The organism is Hymenobacter negativus (assembly GCF_017571495.1).
Taxonomy (GTDB): Bacteria; Bacteroidota; Bacteroidia; order Cytophagales; family Hymenobacteraceae; genus Hymenobacter; species Hymenobacter negativus.
In genome coordinates this window covers 35,524-49,897 of the sequence record NZ_JAGETZ010000015.1, presented here as the reverse complement: position 1 = coordinate 49,897, position 14,374 = coordinate 35,524, and the positions used below count along the sequence as shown (strand labels likewise).

At 61.3% G+C, this 14,374-nt stretch carries 8 protein-coding genes; 6 read left to right on the top strand and 2 right to left on the bottom strand.

What is annotated here, in order from left to right; genetic code table 11:
- Positions 1-67: 67 nt before the first annotated feature.
- The 4 genes from J4E00_RS23875 to J4E00_RS23860 all read left to right on the top strand — a co-directional run bounded on the left by J4E00_RS23875 (position 68) and on the right by J4E00_RS23860 (position 8,190).
- Positions 68-976, top strand: coding sequence for an adenylate/guanylate cyclase domain-containing protein (locus tag J4E00_RS23875; RefSeq protein WP_208177886.1), 909 nt, complete (start codon positions 68-70; stop codon positions 974-976).
- 121 nt (positions 977-1,097) lie between these two features.
- Positions 1,098-1,712, top strand: a complete 615-nt coding sequence (wrbA, locus tag J4E00_RS23870) for an NAD(P)H:quinone oxidoreductase (RefSeq protein WP_208177885.1) — start codon at positions 1,098-1,100, stop codon at positions 1,710-1,712.
- 154 nt (positions 1,713-1,866) lie between these two features.
- Positions 1,867-4,518, top strand: coding sequence for an MGH1-like glycoside hydrolase domain-containing protein (locus J4E00_RS23865; protein ID WP_208178010.1), 2,652 nt, complete (start codon positions 1,867-1,869; stop codon positions 4,516-4,518).
- A gap of 138 nt (positions 4,519-4,656) precedes the next feature.
- Positions 4,657-8,190 carry a hypothetical protein gene (locus J4E00_RS23860; RefSeq protein WP_208177884.1) on the top strand — a complete coding sequence of 1,178 codons (3,534 nt, stop codon included), beginning with the start codon at positions 4,657-4,659 and terminating at the stop codon, positions 8,188-8,190.
- 46 nt (positions 8,191-8,236) lie between these two features.
- Here J4E00_RS23860 and J4E00_RS23855 read toward each other — a convergent pair whose 3' ends face one another.
- Entirely contained in the window at positions 8,237-9,886 is a 1,650-nt protein-coding gene (locus J4E00_RS23855) for an MFS transporter (RefSeq protein ID WP_208177883.1), read from the bottom strand.
- A gap of 80 nt (positions 9,887-9,966) precedes the next feature.
- Positions 9,967-11,322, bottom strand: coding sequence for an FAD-dependent oxidoreductase (locus J4E00_RS23850; protein WP_208177882.1), 1,356 nt, complete (start codon positions 11,320-11,322; stop codon positions 9,967-9,969).
- Positions 11,323-12,249: 927 nt separating this feature from the next.
- Between J4E00_RS23850 and J4E00_RS23845 the strand changes: the two genes are divergently transcribed.
- Both J4E00_RS23845 and J4E00_RS23840 read left to right on the top strand, forming a co-directional pair.
- Positions 12,250-13,263, top strand: a complete 1,014-nt coding sequence (locus tag J4E00_RS23845; RefSeq protein ID WP_208177881.1) for an alpha/beta hydrolase — start codon at positions 12,250-12,252, stop codon at positions 13,261-13,263.
- Positions 13,264-13,396: 133 nt separating this feature from the next.
- Entirely contained in the window at positions 13,397-14,296 is a 900-nt protein-coding gene (locus J4E00_RS23840; protein WP_208177880.1) for an alpha/beta fold hydrolase, read from the top strand.
- The last annotated feature ends 78 nt before the right edge of the window (positions 14,297-14,374 follow it).

The following is a 14,374-nucleotide window of genomic DNA, read 5'->3' as shown; positions in this document are numbered from 1 at the left end:
TTCGCGTCTCTTCTTGGCCGCTCGGCGATGTGCGTAAGCTTTTTATCCAGTCCTTACTTATTTAACAATGCCTCAGCTCTGCGCGCTGCCTGATAGCCGGATTATTGAAATCGAGCCGAATGAAACCATGCTGGCAGCTATTCTCCGGCAGGGGATTCCGCACGTGCACGTCTGCGGTGGCCGAGCCGAATGCTCAACTTGCCGCGTGCACATCATCAGCGGGTTGAAGTATTGTTCGCCCCGTGGTGATTGCGAAAAAGCGCTGGCCATCCGCCTGAACCTGCCGTTCGACGTGCGACTCGTTTGCCAAACCAGGGTGACGGGCAACGTGTGCTATTCGCGCCCCGTGTTTGATGCCCTCGACGTGAAGCTTACCCAGCAGGCCCTGAACCAACCGAGCCAGCACCTGGGGACCCAGCAGCAGGTGGCGGTGCTCTTTTCCGACATCCGAGGCTATACTTCATTTGCCAACCGGTTGCCGCCCTTCGACCTTTTTCACGTCCTCAACCGCTACTTTGAAGCAATGAGCGAAGTCGTTGCGGCGTACCATGGCCACATCAGCGACTTTATCGGCGACGGGCTGATGGTAGTCTTCGGCTTAAGTCATCCGGCTACTGCCGTGGACGACGCCGTGGCCGCCGGCCACGCCATGCTGCGCGCCGTGGAACGGCTCAACCCCTATCTGAAGCAGATGTACGACTGCACCTTTCACGTGCGCCTGGGCCTGCACTACGGTAAGGCCGTGGTGGGCCACATCGGGGCGGGAAACGACCGCAAACTGGCCACCATCGGCGATACAGTAAACGTGGCTTCCCGCCTCGAAGACCTCAACAAGCAGTACGGCACCACATTTCTGGTTTCGGAAGCCGTGGTGCTGGCGGCAAGCCCCGCGCTGGTGTTACGCCAAGGTTTCCTGACACCTCTAAAGGGCAAAAAAGGCCTGCACCGCGTGTTTGAAGTGCAGTCGAAATTATAACTTAACCACTTGATTATCAAAAATCAGCTCACAGCCAAACTTCCGCATCAACGGACTTTACAGTGCCAATTAAAGGGGCAGCCCTTAAGGCTCTTTTCTGTTTCACTTTTCACCCTATTCCATGAAAACCCTCGTCCTTTTTTACTCTTCTTACGGCCACATATTTAAGCTGGCCGAAGCCATTGCCGAAGGAGCCCGGGAAATAGCTGGTAACGAAGTGGTGATTAAAAAAATCCCCGAAACCTTGCCCCAGGCCGTCCTCGACCACATGGGAGCCACGGAGGCGCAGAAAGCTTTCGGGCACATTCCGGTAGCCACCCCAGGCGAGCTGGCAGACTACGATGCCATCATTTTCGGCACCCCGACGCGCTACGGCAATATGTGCGGCCAGTTGCAGGCCTACCTCGACAGCACCGGTGCCCTATGGGCCACTGGCGCCCTGGTGGGCAAGGTGGGAGGAGCCTTTGTGAGTACGGCCACCCAGCACGGCGGCCAGGAAACCACCATCCGGGCGGTGCACACGGCCCTGCTGCACCACGGCTTCGTGATTGTCGGGCTGCCCTATGCCTGGCAGGGCCAGATGGGCCACCACGAAGTAACCGGCGGTACGCCCTACGGGGCCAGCACCGTGGCCGGTGGCCGAGGCGAGCGCCATGCCAGCCCCAACGAGCTGGAAGGCGCCCGCTTCCAAGGCCGGCACACGGCCGAAATCGCCCGCAAGCTTGCTGCTAAGTAGCTACGCGCGGTAAGCTCGCTGCGCTGATTTACAACATTTAATACCCGCAGCTAGGTGGCCAGCAGGACCTTCCATTGGGAGCGGCCCGAGGCTGGCCGCTGCTGGATTTGCCCAGTTTTTACCCTCCGCCCGCATACCGCTACTAGCCATGGAAATGACCGCCGAACACCAGCGCCTCGCCGAAGCCAATGCCCACCAGACACGCTGGCGCCGGTTTGGACCCTACCTCTCAGAGCGGCAGTGGGGTACGGTGCGCGAGGACTACTCGGCCCAAGGCCATGCTTGGGATTTCGTCACCCACGACATGGCTCGCTCCTACGCTTACCGTTGGGGCGAAGACGGCCTGGCCGGCGTGAGCGACGACCAGCAGCTACTCTGCCTCTCGCTGGGCCTCTGGAACGGGCAGGACCCCATTCTGAAGGAGCGCCTCTTCGGCCTAAGTGGCCCCGAGGGCAACCACGGCGAAGACGTGAAGGAGCTGTACTACTACCTCGACAACCTGCCCACGCACGCCTACATGTGCATGCTGTACAAGTACCCGCAGCACGCTTTTCCCTACGAATGGCTGGTGAAGGAAAACGCTCGTCGGGGCCGCGACAAGCCCGATTTTGAATTGCTTGACACGGCGATTTTTCACGACGACTGTTACTTCGACGTATTTGTGGAATACGCTAAGGTGGGTCCCGACGACCTGCTGATGCAGGTAACTGTGAGCAACCGCTGCACGGAGGCCGCCACGCTACACGTGCTGCCGCAGCTCTGGTTCCGCAACACCTGGGCCTGGGGCCTCGACGACAGCCGCCGGCTCCTACTCGAAGCGACCGAGGATGGAGCCATCGCCGTGCAACATGCCCAGCTGGGCAGCTACAATCTTTATTGCGACCAAGCCCCGGCGCTGCTGTTCTGCGACAACGAAACCAACACCGAGCGGCTATATGGGGTGCCGAAAACGGACCCCGGTCAGTATTTCAAGGACGGCATTAATGACTACGTGGTGCAGGGGGTGAAAGCGGCCGTCAACCCGGCCCGGACGGGTACCAAGGCCGCTGCTCACTATGCTTTGCTAGTGCCCGGGGGCACCTCCCAGACCGTGCGCGTGCGGCTCGGGCCGCCCGGGCTAGCTGCGCCCTTCGTTGACTTCGACCAGCTGTTGCAGCAGCGCCTCCAGGAAGCCAACGAGTATTACGCCCGGCTCCAACAGGATTTAGCCGATGCCGACGCCCGTCGGGTGCAACGTCAGGCCTGGGCCGGCATGCTCTGGAGCAAGCAGTTCTACTACTACGACGTGCCCCAATGGCTGGCCGGTGACCCGGCACTGCCCCCGCCCCCACCCGGGCACCGCAGCGGGCGTAACTCCACCTGGAAGCACCTCAACAACGCTGACATTATCTCGATGCCCGATAAGTGGGAATACCCCTGGTACGCGGCCTGGGATTTGGCCTTCCACTGCGTGCCGCTGGCCCAGCTCGACCCAGGCTTTGCTAAAAACCAATTGCGGCTGCTGTGCCAGGACTGGTACATGCACCCCGACGGCCAGCTGCCGGCCTATGAGTGGAACCTGAGCGATGTAAACCCGCCCGTGCACGCCTGGGCCACCTGGCGGGTATATAAGCAATGCCAAAAGCAAAACGACGGCGTGGGCGACCTCAATTTTCTGACCACCATCTTTCACCGGCTGCTGCTCAATTTCACGTGGTGGGTGAACCGCAAGGACCGCCGCGGACGCAATGTCTTCGAAGGCGGCTTCCTCGGGCTCGATAACATCGGACTGTTTGACCGCTCGGCGCCGCTGCCCGCCGGCTACTTTATCGAGCAAGCGGATTGCACGGGTTGGGTGGCCATGTACGCCCTCAACATGATGCGCATCGCCCTGGAGTTGGCCCGCACCCGGCCCGTCTACCAAGATTTAGCCAGCAAATTTGTCGAGCATTTTCTCTACATCGCGGAAGCCATGACCAAGATGGGCGACGCCGATACTAGTCTCTGGGACAACGAGGACGAGTTTTACTACGATGTGCTGCACACGCCGGAAAACGGCCGGCAACTCCTGAAAATCCGTTCGTTGGTAGGGCTCATTCCAATGTTTGCGGTGGAAGTACTCGATGACGAAGTGCTGAATGCAGTACCGCAATTTGTGGCCCGGCTCAACTGGTTTCTAGAGCACCGGCCCGCCCTGGCCAGCTTGGTGAGCCGCTGGCAGGAGCCTGGCGCGGGGCAAACGCACCTGTTCTCGCTGCTGCGCGGGCACCGCATGAAGCGCCTGCTGGCCCGCGCCCTGGATGAGGCCGAGTTTCTGTCGGATTACGGCGTGCGGAGCCTGAGCAAGTACCATCAGCAGCACCCCGCCCACTTGCACCTAGCTGGTCAGAAACTGGTGCTGCGCTACGAGCCGGGCGAGTCGGAAACCGACCTGTTTGGTGGCAATTCCAATTGGCGGGGCCCGGTGTGGTTTCCCACCAACTTCCTGCTCATCGAATCCCTGCAACGCTTTCATCACTACTACGGGGATGATTTTAAAGTGGAATATCCGACGCACTCGGGGCACTACTGCACGCTGCTGGAAATTGCGGACGCGCTGAGTGGCCGCCTTACCAAACTGTTTTTGCGCAACGAGACCGGTATCCGTCCCGCACTGGGTCCAGACAAGCGCATGCAAAACGACCCGCATTTCTGTGATTATATCCTGTTTCACGAATACTTCAATGCCGACACGGGCTGGGGCCTTGGGGCCAGCCACCAAACCGGCTGGACCGGCCTCATCGCCAAACTCCTGCAGCCCCGCCTGAGCGCCGCGGGTTGTGACTGATTGCGGGAGGCAGCTCCGTCTAGCCCCCGCTCGCCAGCCTTGCCGAAGCTGGCTTGCTCAATGCTACGAAAACCGGCGCCAGCCATGCCAAGAACCGATAACAGCCCTGTGAAATAGACTTTTATTTTATTTCCCGCCATGCTACGCCACACCAATTTCACGGGGATTTTGCTTGGGCTGCTTGGGCTGCTTTCCCACGCAGCGGCAGCCCAGCCGGAGCCAAAATGCACCGTTTTTGTGGTGGGGGGCACCGGACGGGGCACGGCCGCACAACTGGTTCAGACCTTGCAAACCGTGCGGCAACAAGCCGATGAGTTGGGTGGGGCTAGCACGTTGGTCATCCTCGACGACTTAAGTCGAACTTTGCCAACGGCGCCAAGCAATGCTCCGGCTTCCGCCGCGCAATCAGCTTTGCTGGCCCAGTTGCACAGCTTCCCCGGGCGGTTGGTGGTCGTGCCCGGCGGCTACAGTGCCACGCACGATGCCCGTCTGGTACAGCTGCTGGCCTCGCCCGCGGGCCGGCCGGGGGCCGTGGTTCTTGACGTCGGCTGTCCGGGCCCGGCCGAAATTGCTCTCAATTCCAAGCACACGCTGGTGGTACTGAACACGGCCTGGTGGCTGCGGCCTCCCACGGGGACCGCCGCCATGCTCCCGGCGTGCGAGGCGCAAACGCCGGCTTCGGTATTGAGCGCGCTCAATGACATGTTGCGCCGCAACCAGGGGCGACACGTGTTGCTGGTGGGCCAGGCGTCGCTGGCCCGTGCGGCGTGGTCGCTACCGCTGCTCCCCAACCCCAGCTATCAGGTGCTGCGCCGCTCGCTGCGGGGCACCTTGGAACACTACCCCGGGCTGACGTATATCGGCGGGCAAAGCCGCCGCCGGGCCCGTTACGACGAGGAAAACACCCTGCACTACTTCGTCAGTAGCGCCATGGCGCCTCGCCAGGAGCCGGGACACCCCACCCCAACAACGGTACACCAGGAAAAGGATGGATTTACACGCCTGGACTACGGCCTTAATGGCCAGGTAAACGTGTCGTACTGGCTACCCAGCAACGGTGCTCCCCTCGGGCAGGTCGTTGCCGAGCAGCACTGGATTGGCCCTACCATTGCTCGCGCTGAGACGGCGGACAGCTTGCCCCGGCCCGCCCACCCTGCCACCGCGCTGGTACGCGCCAGCACCCTTTACGGCGCGGGCTCGCTGAAAACGTGGCTGCAAGGCGCCAATTACCGCCGCGAGTGGCAGCAATTCCTGCGAGTGCCCGTCCTGGACCTGGCCACCGCCCACGGCGGCCTGTACCCGGTTAAGACAGGGGGTGGATTGCAAACGAAGTCGTTGCGCCTGCAGACGGCCGGGGGGACCGAATATGTGCTGCGGTCTGTGGAGAAGAACACCGATGCGTCGGTGCCCGATTTTCTGCACCGCACGTTTGCCGCCACCATCGTGCAGGACCAGATTTCGGCGGCGCATCCCTATGCGGCGCTGCTCGTGCCGCCGCTGGCCGAGGCTGCCGGCGTGGCCCACACCAATCCCGAACTGGTGCTCCTGCCCGACGACCCGCGCCTGGGCATTTACCGGCGCGACTTTGCGGGTACGCTGGGCCTGCTCGAAGCCCGCGACCCCACGCCGCCACGCAGCTTCACCGGCCAGCCCCTGGCCAAGCGCTACAGCACCTTCGACGTGCTGGCGCAGCTGCAAGCCAGCGCCCGTAACCGCATCGACCAACGGGCATTATTGCGGGCCCGCCTGCTGGATATGGTCATAGCCGACTGGGACCGGCACGAGGACCAGTGGCGCTGGCTGGCGTATCCCCAGGCCAGGGGCGGCTTGTTGTTCCGCGCCTTGCCCCGCGACCGCGACCAGGCCTTGTTTGTGAATGAAGGCGTGCTGCCCCGCATGGCAAGCGCGGAGTACCTGCTGCCCCGCATTCAAGGCTTTGGCTATGATTTTCGCAACGTCAACAGTTTCAACTACCAGGCCCGCTACTTCGACCGTAGCTTTCTCACGGAATTGAGCCGCGCCGACTGGCAGGCCCTGGCGGATTCGGTGCAGGCCAGCCTCACGGACAGCGTGCTGGCGGTGGGCCTGCGCCAGTGGCCGGATTCCCTCGCGCTGCTGTCGGGTCCGGTAGTTCTGGCTAAGCTCCAAGCCCACCGGGTCCGGCTTCCGGTTTGGGCTGATGAGTACTACCGCTTCCTGGCCCAGGCCGTGGACGTGCTGGGCAGCGACGACCCGGAGGAGTTCGACGTGCGGCGTCAGGACGACGCCCACACCCAGGTTACGGTGTACGCCCGCACCTCTACTGGTGAGCGGGGGCCGGTCCGCTACCACCGCACGTTTATCACGTCCGAAACCAGGGAAATCAGGCTCTACGGCCAGGGGGGCGCGGATTTGTTTCACGTAAGCGCCCGCGTTCACCGGGGCCCGGTCATCCGCATTGTGGGCGGCGAAGGGGTTGATACGCTCCAGGACTCTTCCGATGTCACGGCCGGCCGCCGAAAGGTCACTGCCTACGACACGCCAACGGGACTGGCAGCCACCGCCAAGGGTCCCGACACGAAGCTGCGCTTAAGCAGTAGCCCAACCGTTAATCAATACGTGTGGTCGGCTTTTCAGTACCCTTACACCGCTCCTTTCTACCCTTGGGGCTACAACCGCGACGACGGCCTTTTCGTGGGTGTGGGCCTGCTCCTGAAACGGGCGGGCTTTCGCAAAGAACCCTGGGCCGCCACGCACCGGCTTGGGGGCAACCTGGCCCTGCGCACGGGGGCGTTTAGCTTCGCCTACGAAGGACAGCTGACGCAGGTGGTGGGGCCGTTTGACCTGCAGTTGCGCGCCACAGTGCAGGCGCCCAACTACGTGCGCAGCTTTTACGGGCTGGGCAACGACACCCAGCTACTGCCCGATGAGCCAACCAGTGCGCTGTACTACCGCGTGCGCTTCCGCAACCTTGCGGCAGCAGTCCTGCTCCGCCGGGCAGTGGGCGCGCACGGCCATGCTTACGGGGGCGGGGCATACCAGAACGTGCGGGTGGAAGGCACCGAAGGGCGTATTCTTCTGCAAGCCAACGACGAACGCCTGCGCCCGGATGCCCTCTTTGCAACCAAGCAATACCTGGGGCTGCAGCTTGGCTATGAGTTTGCCAGCCGGGATGTGGCTGCCGAACTGCCGCATGGCGTACAGTGGCAAACGAACTTACTGGCCTTGCGCCCACTGACAGCCACGTCGCGGCCCCTCACCCAGTTAACTTCGTCGCTGGCGCTGTACCGCAGCTTTGCGTTCCCCTTACGCCTGACGCTGGCCACCCGGTTTGGGGGCACGGTGACCGGTGAGAATTACGAATTTTTCCAAGCGGCGACCCTCGACGGCATGGAGAACCTGCGCGGCTACGGCCGCACCCGCTTTGCCGGGCGCTACGGAGCCTACAACAACACCGAAGCGCGCCTGCAGCTGGGCCACTTCCGCACCTATCTGCTGCCGGCCACTTTCGGGCTGCTCGCTTTTCACGATGTCGGCCGGGTCTGGCTACCGGATGAGTCCTCCCGCACCTGGCATCGCGGCTACGGGCCGGGCCTGTGGCTGGCTCCTACCCCGCCGGTTGTCATCGCCGCCATGTATGGCATCTCCTCCGAAGAGCAGACCCTGCTCGTGCGCCTCGGCTTTCTCTTTTAAGCAATAACGGCGGCAGGCAGGACGCTAATTGAAATCAGAACCGCCCCTAGCACTGACTTTCCAGCGCGTAGAGGGGCGCGGCTATTTCCACGTTCGACGCGGGAGGAAATGCCAGCAGGTGGGTCACGCGTGGTTTGTCGGGGCCGCGGTGATACTTCCGAACCTGGCTTTCCAACAGTTGGTCTTCCTTGGTGAAGCGGTGGTGCTGACGCTCGTGTTCGCCCCAGGTAGGCACGAAAAAGAACTCCGTGATGCGGCTGGGCTCGACCACATCCGAAAAGAAGCCGGCCCGCAAGGCCCCGTCGCGCAGCCGCAGCCGCTTAAGCTGCTCCGCCGCCACTTGGAAAGCGTGCCAGTCGGCGCGGGCTACGTGGTACTCAATCAGGACCATTACCGGGCCGTCGTCGGGGTCGATGCCGCTGCCCGTGAACGGGTCGGGAAAGTGCTCCGACGGTGTTAGGTTGAGGCCCTCGCCCGAGCGCATGGGAAACGGCAGGGCCAGGGCGGTACTGGCCAGCATCCAGCCGGCGGCGATGAGCAGGGATGCATCTATGCTGAGGTGGTCGGCCAGTTCACCCCACACGAGGCTACCCAGTGACGCGCCGGCCTGAAAAACGAGCATGTAAATGCCGACTACCCGGGCCTGAACCCACCTGGGCACGTTAAGCTGCACGATGGTATTGAAGCTGGTCATCACCATCAGCCAGGCAATGCCCGAAACGAACATGACGGCGTAGAGCAGGTAAACCGTGGTGATGAGGGCCAGCGCCAAATGGCTACCAGCAAAGACCAGGGCACCCAACACCACCCGGCGGTCCAAGGTGAGGCGCGCGCCCACCCGGCCAAGCAAATAGGCTCCCGCGACGGCCCCTGCTCCCATCCAGGAGAGCATCACGCCAAAAGTGCCCGCGCTCAGGTGCAGCTTGCGGGCAACGACCACCGAAATCAATCCCAGCAGGGCAGCGGTGCCGAAGGAGAAGGCAAACGCGCGTATCAGCACCCCATAAATGTTGGGAGAGTATTGCACGTAGCGGATGCCGGCCTGCAAAGCGCCCATAAAGCGCTCGGCCGGCCCGCTGGTGATGGTGGGTTCGCGCTTCCAGTAATACACCACGACCCAGGTGCCCAGAAAGGAAATGCCGTTTAGCCAAAACACCCAACCGGGTGAATAATAGGCGATGATGGCTCCACCCACGGCCGGGCCGATGGCCCGGGCAATATTATTGCTCACGCCATTGAGCGTGATGGCAAAGGGCAGTGCAGAACGAGGTACCAGTTCGGTGGTCACTGTGAGCCAGATGGGCGCGTTCAGAGCCGCGCCTATCCCCAGCAAAAACGTAAATCCCAACACCCCAAACGCCGAAATGCTGCCCGTGAAGGTGAGCACCCCCAGCCCCACGGCCACCACCGCCATAAAGCCTTGGGTATAGAGCAGCAACTGGCGCCGGTCAATCAAATCGGCTAACACCCCAGCCGGCAGGCTCAGCAGAAATGCCGGCAGTGAAGTTGCCGTCTGCATCAGGGCCACGAGCAGGGCTGAAGTGGTAAGGGTGGTGACGAGCCATACGCCAGCCACGTTCTGCATCCAGGTGCCCACATTGGACACCAGCCCGGCAATCCAGATGGCGCGAAAAAGCGTGTAGGTAAACGGCGTCCATAACGTGGATTCCGTCGCGTGGGGAGAACTGGAAGGCATGGGAATCAAGTAAAGCTAAACTCGTGAAATGAGCTACCTGGCCTTTATCATCGCGCAGCGAGGGGGCTAACGCAGCTATGCTAAACCTTGGCAAACAAATCGTTGAGCACTTCCGCCATGGACGGATGGGTGTAGATGTGGTCGCGCAGGGCCGTGTAGGGTAGGCCGGCCTGCATGGCTAGCTGCACCACGTTGATTATCTCGCCGGCTTCGGCGCAGAGCAGCGTGCAGCCCAGAATGCGGTCCGTGCCTACCTCTACCACCGCCTTGAGCAGGCCTTCAGTTTGCCGGAGAATCTGCGCCCGCACGCTGGCCGCGGCCGGCAACGTGGCCACCTTCACGTCGTGGCCCAGCGCCCGCGCCTCTTTTTCCCGCAGGCCCACATGGGCCAGCGGCGGGGTAATGAAAACCGTTGAGGCCACGAACCGGCGGTCGGCAGTCGAGCGCGTGCCGGCACCGAAGAGCTGGTCGCGCACGATGCGGAAGTCGTCAAGGGAAATGTAGGTGAATTGCGGTCCGCCATTCACGTCGCCGAGCGCCCAGATGTGGGGCACGTTGGTTTGCAGCCGCTCATTGACGGAAATGAACCCACGCTCGTCCTGGACGACGCCAGCGGCCGGCAGGTTGAGGCCGGCCGTTACGGGTTCGCGGCCGGTGGCTACCAAAATGGCCGATGCTGCCACGCGTTGCGTTTGCCCATGTTCGTCTTCGTAGACCACTTCGTCGGCTGTGGCCGAAGACTCTACTCGCAGCAGCTGCACGCGGGTTTCGATGCGGATTCCTTTCCGGTCCAGGACCGTACGCACCGCTCCGGCAAAATCCTCGTCTTCGCGGGGCAGAAAGGTTGGCCCCGTTTCCAGTACGGTGACGGCTGCCCCAAACCGGGCGTAAATGCTGGCAAACTCCAGCCCGATGAAGCCCCCGCCGAGAATGACCAAGCGCTCGGGGAGCGTAGTCTGCTCCATCAAGGTGGTGCTGGTGAACACCCGCGGGTTGCCGCGCAGGCCCGGCAAGGCCGGCAGACGCGGCTGGGCGCCGGTATTGATAAAAATGCGTTCGGCTTCGACCCGCACCGTTCCCCCCGTCGCGCTAAGATGTATCTGCACCTGCTTGGGCGACACAAACGAGGCCCGGCCGTTGTATAAGGTCACCTGCGGACTGGCCGTTAATGCCACCAGGTTGCGTTGACGAAGGAAGCCGGTAAGCCGGTTTTTCTCGGCAATTGCTTCGGGATAAGGAACACCTATTTCGCTGCTGTGCACCAATGACTTGGTAGGAATGCAGGCGATGTTGATGCACGTACCCCCGTACATCTCGGCCGACTGTTCAGCCAGTGCTACCCGCCAACCCTGCGTGGCTAGATAGGCCGCCAAATTTTTGCCAGCTTTGCCGAATCCGATGATTAGTGCTTGGTAATGGAGTAATTCGTTTCCCATAAGACTACATGTTGTTAGTTGAACGAACCGCCTTCGCAAGCCGCGGAACGCGGGTACGCTAAAAAGCTGCGGCCAAGACCAGCCATCTTATGGCCGGAATCATCCGAAAAGAGTGCCAAATTATTGGGTAAGGCTGTGCCAACCGCTGAAGCGCATTCTGTGGCAATAGCAGGGATTTTTGGTTAGAACATCTTGCCTGAAAGCTGCACATCGGATGGTCAACTCCATTTCAATGGAGCATGCTTTGGAGCAAGTCCAATAGATTGGAGAAACCGGTAGCTGCTCGACAATACCATACCATAAAATAGGCTGGCTATTCAGCAGGAGGCCAAAAGGTCTGTCCAAGCCGGACCGTTTGCGAGGTTGAAGAAGCATCCTAATTGTCTAGGCAAAAGCACTAATTATCCATTTCTATCGGCTGCGGCGGGCGCCAATTTTACATCAGGAACCAGGCATCCTAAATACGCTGGTGTGGGGCACCGCTCCACCAGCCAGCAATAGCTCATTCGATTTTAGCTGGAGACAAGTAGAGGCTGCTTAATTACAAGCAACTGTTAATCATACCCCTGCGGCAGTTCTCTGCAAAAATGCAGACAACGTCGGTGGGACAAGCGAGGGCCACGCCGGTACCCAGCCTAGCTCCATGCGCGCTTCAGCGGACGTGAATGTCCGCCGCTGCTTCATACGTGGCCCATCACTGCAGCTCCTACAGCACTGCCCGGTTTTTGCCACTCCGAAACCCATTGCATCGGGAGCTGACCCACTGTTTATCAAATGCTTTTCACTCATAACACCGTTGCCATGGACCCTCCGCCTACTGATTCCGTTTCGCGCCGCCGCTTTATTGGCTCATTGGGCCTGCTAGCCGGCAGCGTCCCCTTTTTCTCTTTCGCTGAACTATTTCCTCATCACTTACCCCCTTTTTCCATGAACACTTCCGACACCCTGACACCCGCTGCCCAGCCGCCCATCACCGTCGTGGATTTTGCCACCGACCCACACTTGGACCCCGAGGTGCGCACCTTTCTCAAAGGCCTCAATACCGGCGGCCCCGGTCTGGAAACCCTTTCCGCTGCGCAAGCCCGGCAAGTACTGGTCGACGCCCAGGCGTCCGTCCCGGTCGACCTCTCCGGTATCGAGGTCACGCAACGCACCATTGAGCAGGACGGCCTGACCGTGCCGCTGCACATCGTGCGGCCCAGCGGCACGGCCGCCACGGTGCTGCCCGTGTTTATGTTCATCCACGGCGGGGGCTGGGTCCTCGGCGACTTCCCCACCCACCAGCGCATCGTGCGCGACCTAGTTGTGGCCTCGGGCTACGTGGCCGTATTCGTCGATTACACCCGCACCCCAGATGCAGCATTCCCCACAGCCATCCACCAGATTTACGCCGCCACCAAGTGGGTAGCCGCCCACGGGGCGGAAATCACCGTCGACGGGCAGAACCTGGCCGTAGTGGGCAACAGTGTGGGCGGCAACATGACGGCCGTGACCTGCCTGCAGGCCAAGGAAAAAGGAGGCCCTCACATCAAGCTCCAAATTATGATGTGGCCCATCGTCGACGCCGACTTCACCACCGAGTCCTACCAACGCTTCGGGGCCGACCGCTTCCTGACTACACCGACCATGAAGTGGATGTACGACATGTATATCAAAGACCCCAAAAAGCGGACTGACATCCACGCCTCACCCCTGCGTGCTACGCTGGCCCAACTGCAAGGCCTGCCCCCGGCCCTGATTCAGGTGGCCGAAAACGACATTTTGCGCGACGAGGGCGAGGCCTACGGCCGCAAGCTACGCGAAGCTGGCGTGCCGGCCACCTGCATCCGCTACAACGGCGTGATTCACGACTTCGGCCTGCTCAACGGCATGGCCCAGGTCCCGGCCACACGCTCGCTCTTTCTCCACGCCGCCGCCCAGCTTAAGCAGTACCTGGGGTAGCGCTACCTGAAGTTTGGCTTTGAAACACTGAAAATGTCCATAGTAGGCTGGCGACTGCGACGCGCCAGCCTACTCCAAAGGGCCTCGTTGTGCATGGCAGCTTCGGCCCTACGTCTTCTCAAGTGCTACTCCTATGAAATTCAAAAAAGCCCGAGTTAACGACCTGGATATCTTTTACCGTCAGGCTGGCAACCCGGCCAATCCCGCCATTCTGCTGCTGCATGGTTTCCCCACCTCTTCTTTCCTTTTTCGGGACCTGATGCGGGATTTGGAAGACCACTACTACCTCGTGGCGCCGGACTACCCCGGCTTTGGGCAGAGCAGTTTTCCTAGCGTAACCGAGTTTGAATACAGTTTCGATAACCTGGCCAACGTGATGGAAGACTTCATTGGAGTGCTGGGGCTGACGCGCATGAGCGTCTACGTCATGGACTACGGGGCCCCGATTGGGTTTCGAATTGCGGCCAACCATCCGGAGTGGATTGATGCACTAATTGTACAAAACGGCAACGCCTACGAAGGCTTGGAAACCTTCTGGGACCCCGTGTACTGGAAAAGCAACCAAGCCCCAGCCGATGAGTTCAAGCCAGGGGAACTGTGTACGTTCGGGAAAACCTACTGGCGCTACGCCAATGGGGCGCGGAACGCGGAAAACCTAAGTCCCGATACCTGGACCATGGACCAAGCCCTGCTCACCCGCCCTGGCCACGATGCTGTGCAGTTTCAGCTCTTTACGTCGTACCGGTCCACTCCCCCGCTGTACCCGGCTTGGCAGGCGTACTTCCGCCAGCATCAGCCCCCCATGCTCATTGTCTGGGGTCGGAATGACCGGGTTTTCCCTCCGGCTGGTGCTCGTCCCTATCTGCGGGATTTGCTTCATGCGGAACTCCACCTGCTCAACACGGGCCACTTTGTGCTGGAAGAAGACCACGCGACCGTTGCCCGCCTGATGGATGACTTTCTCACCAGAAAGCTGCCGCCGGCGTGCGGCAACTCCCGCCAGCTAGTGCAGGCCGCGTACCAGTGGCACTAACCAAACGGGCTTCGCCAGCGCGGTGCATTCACCTGCTGCCGGAGCAAGCTCACAGCTTCACTCTAACCCCCAATCCCA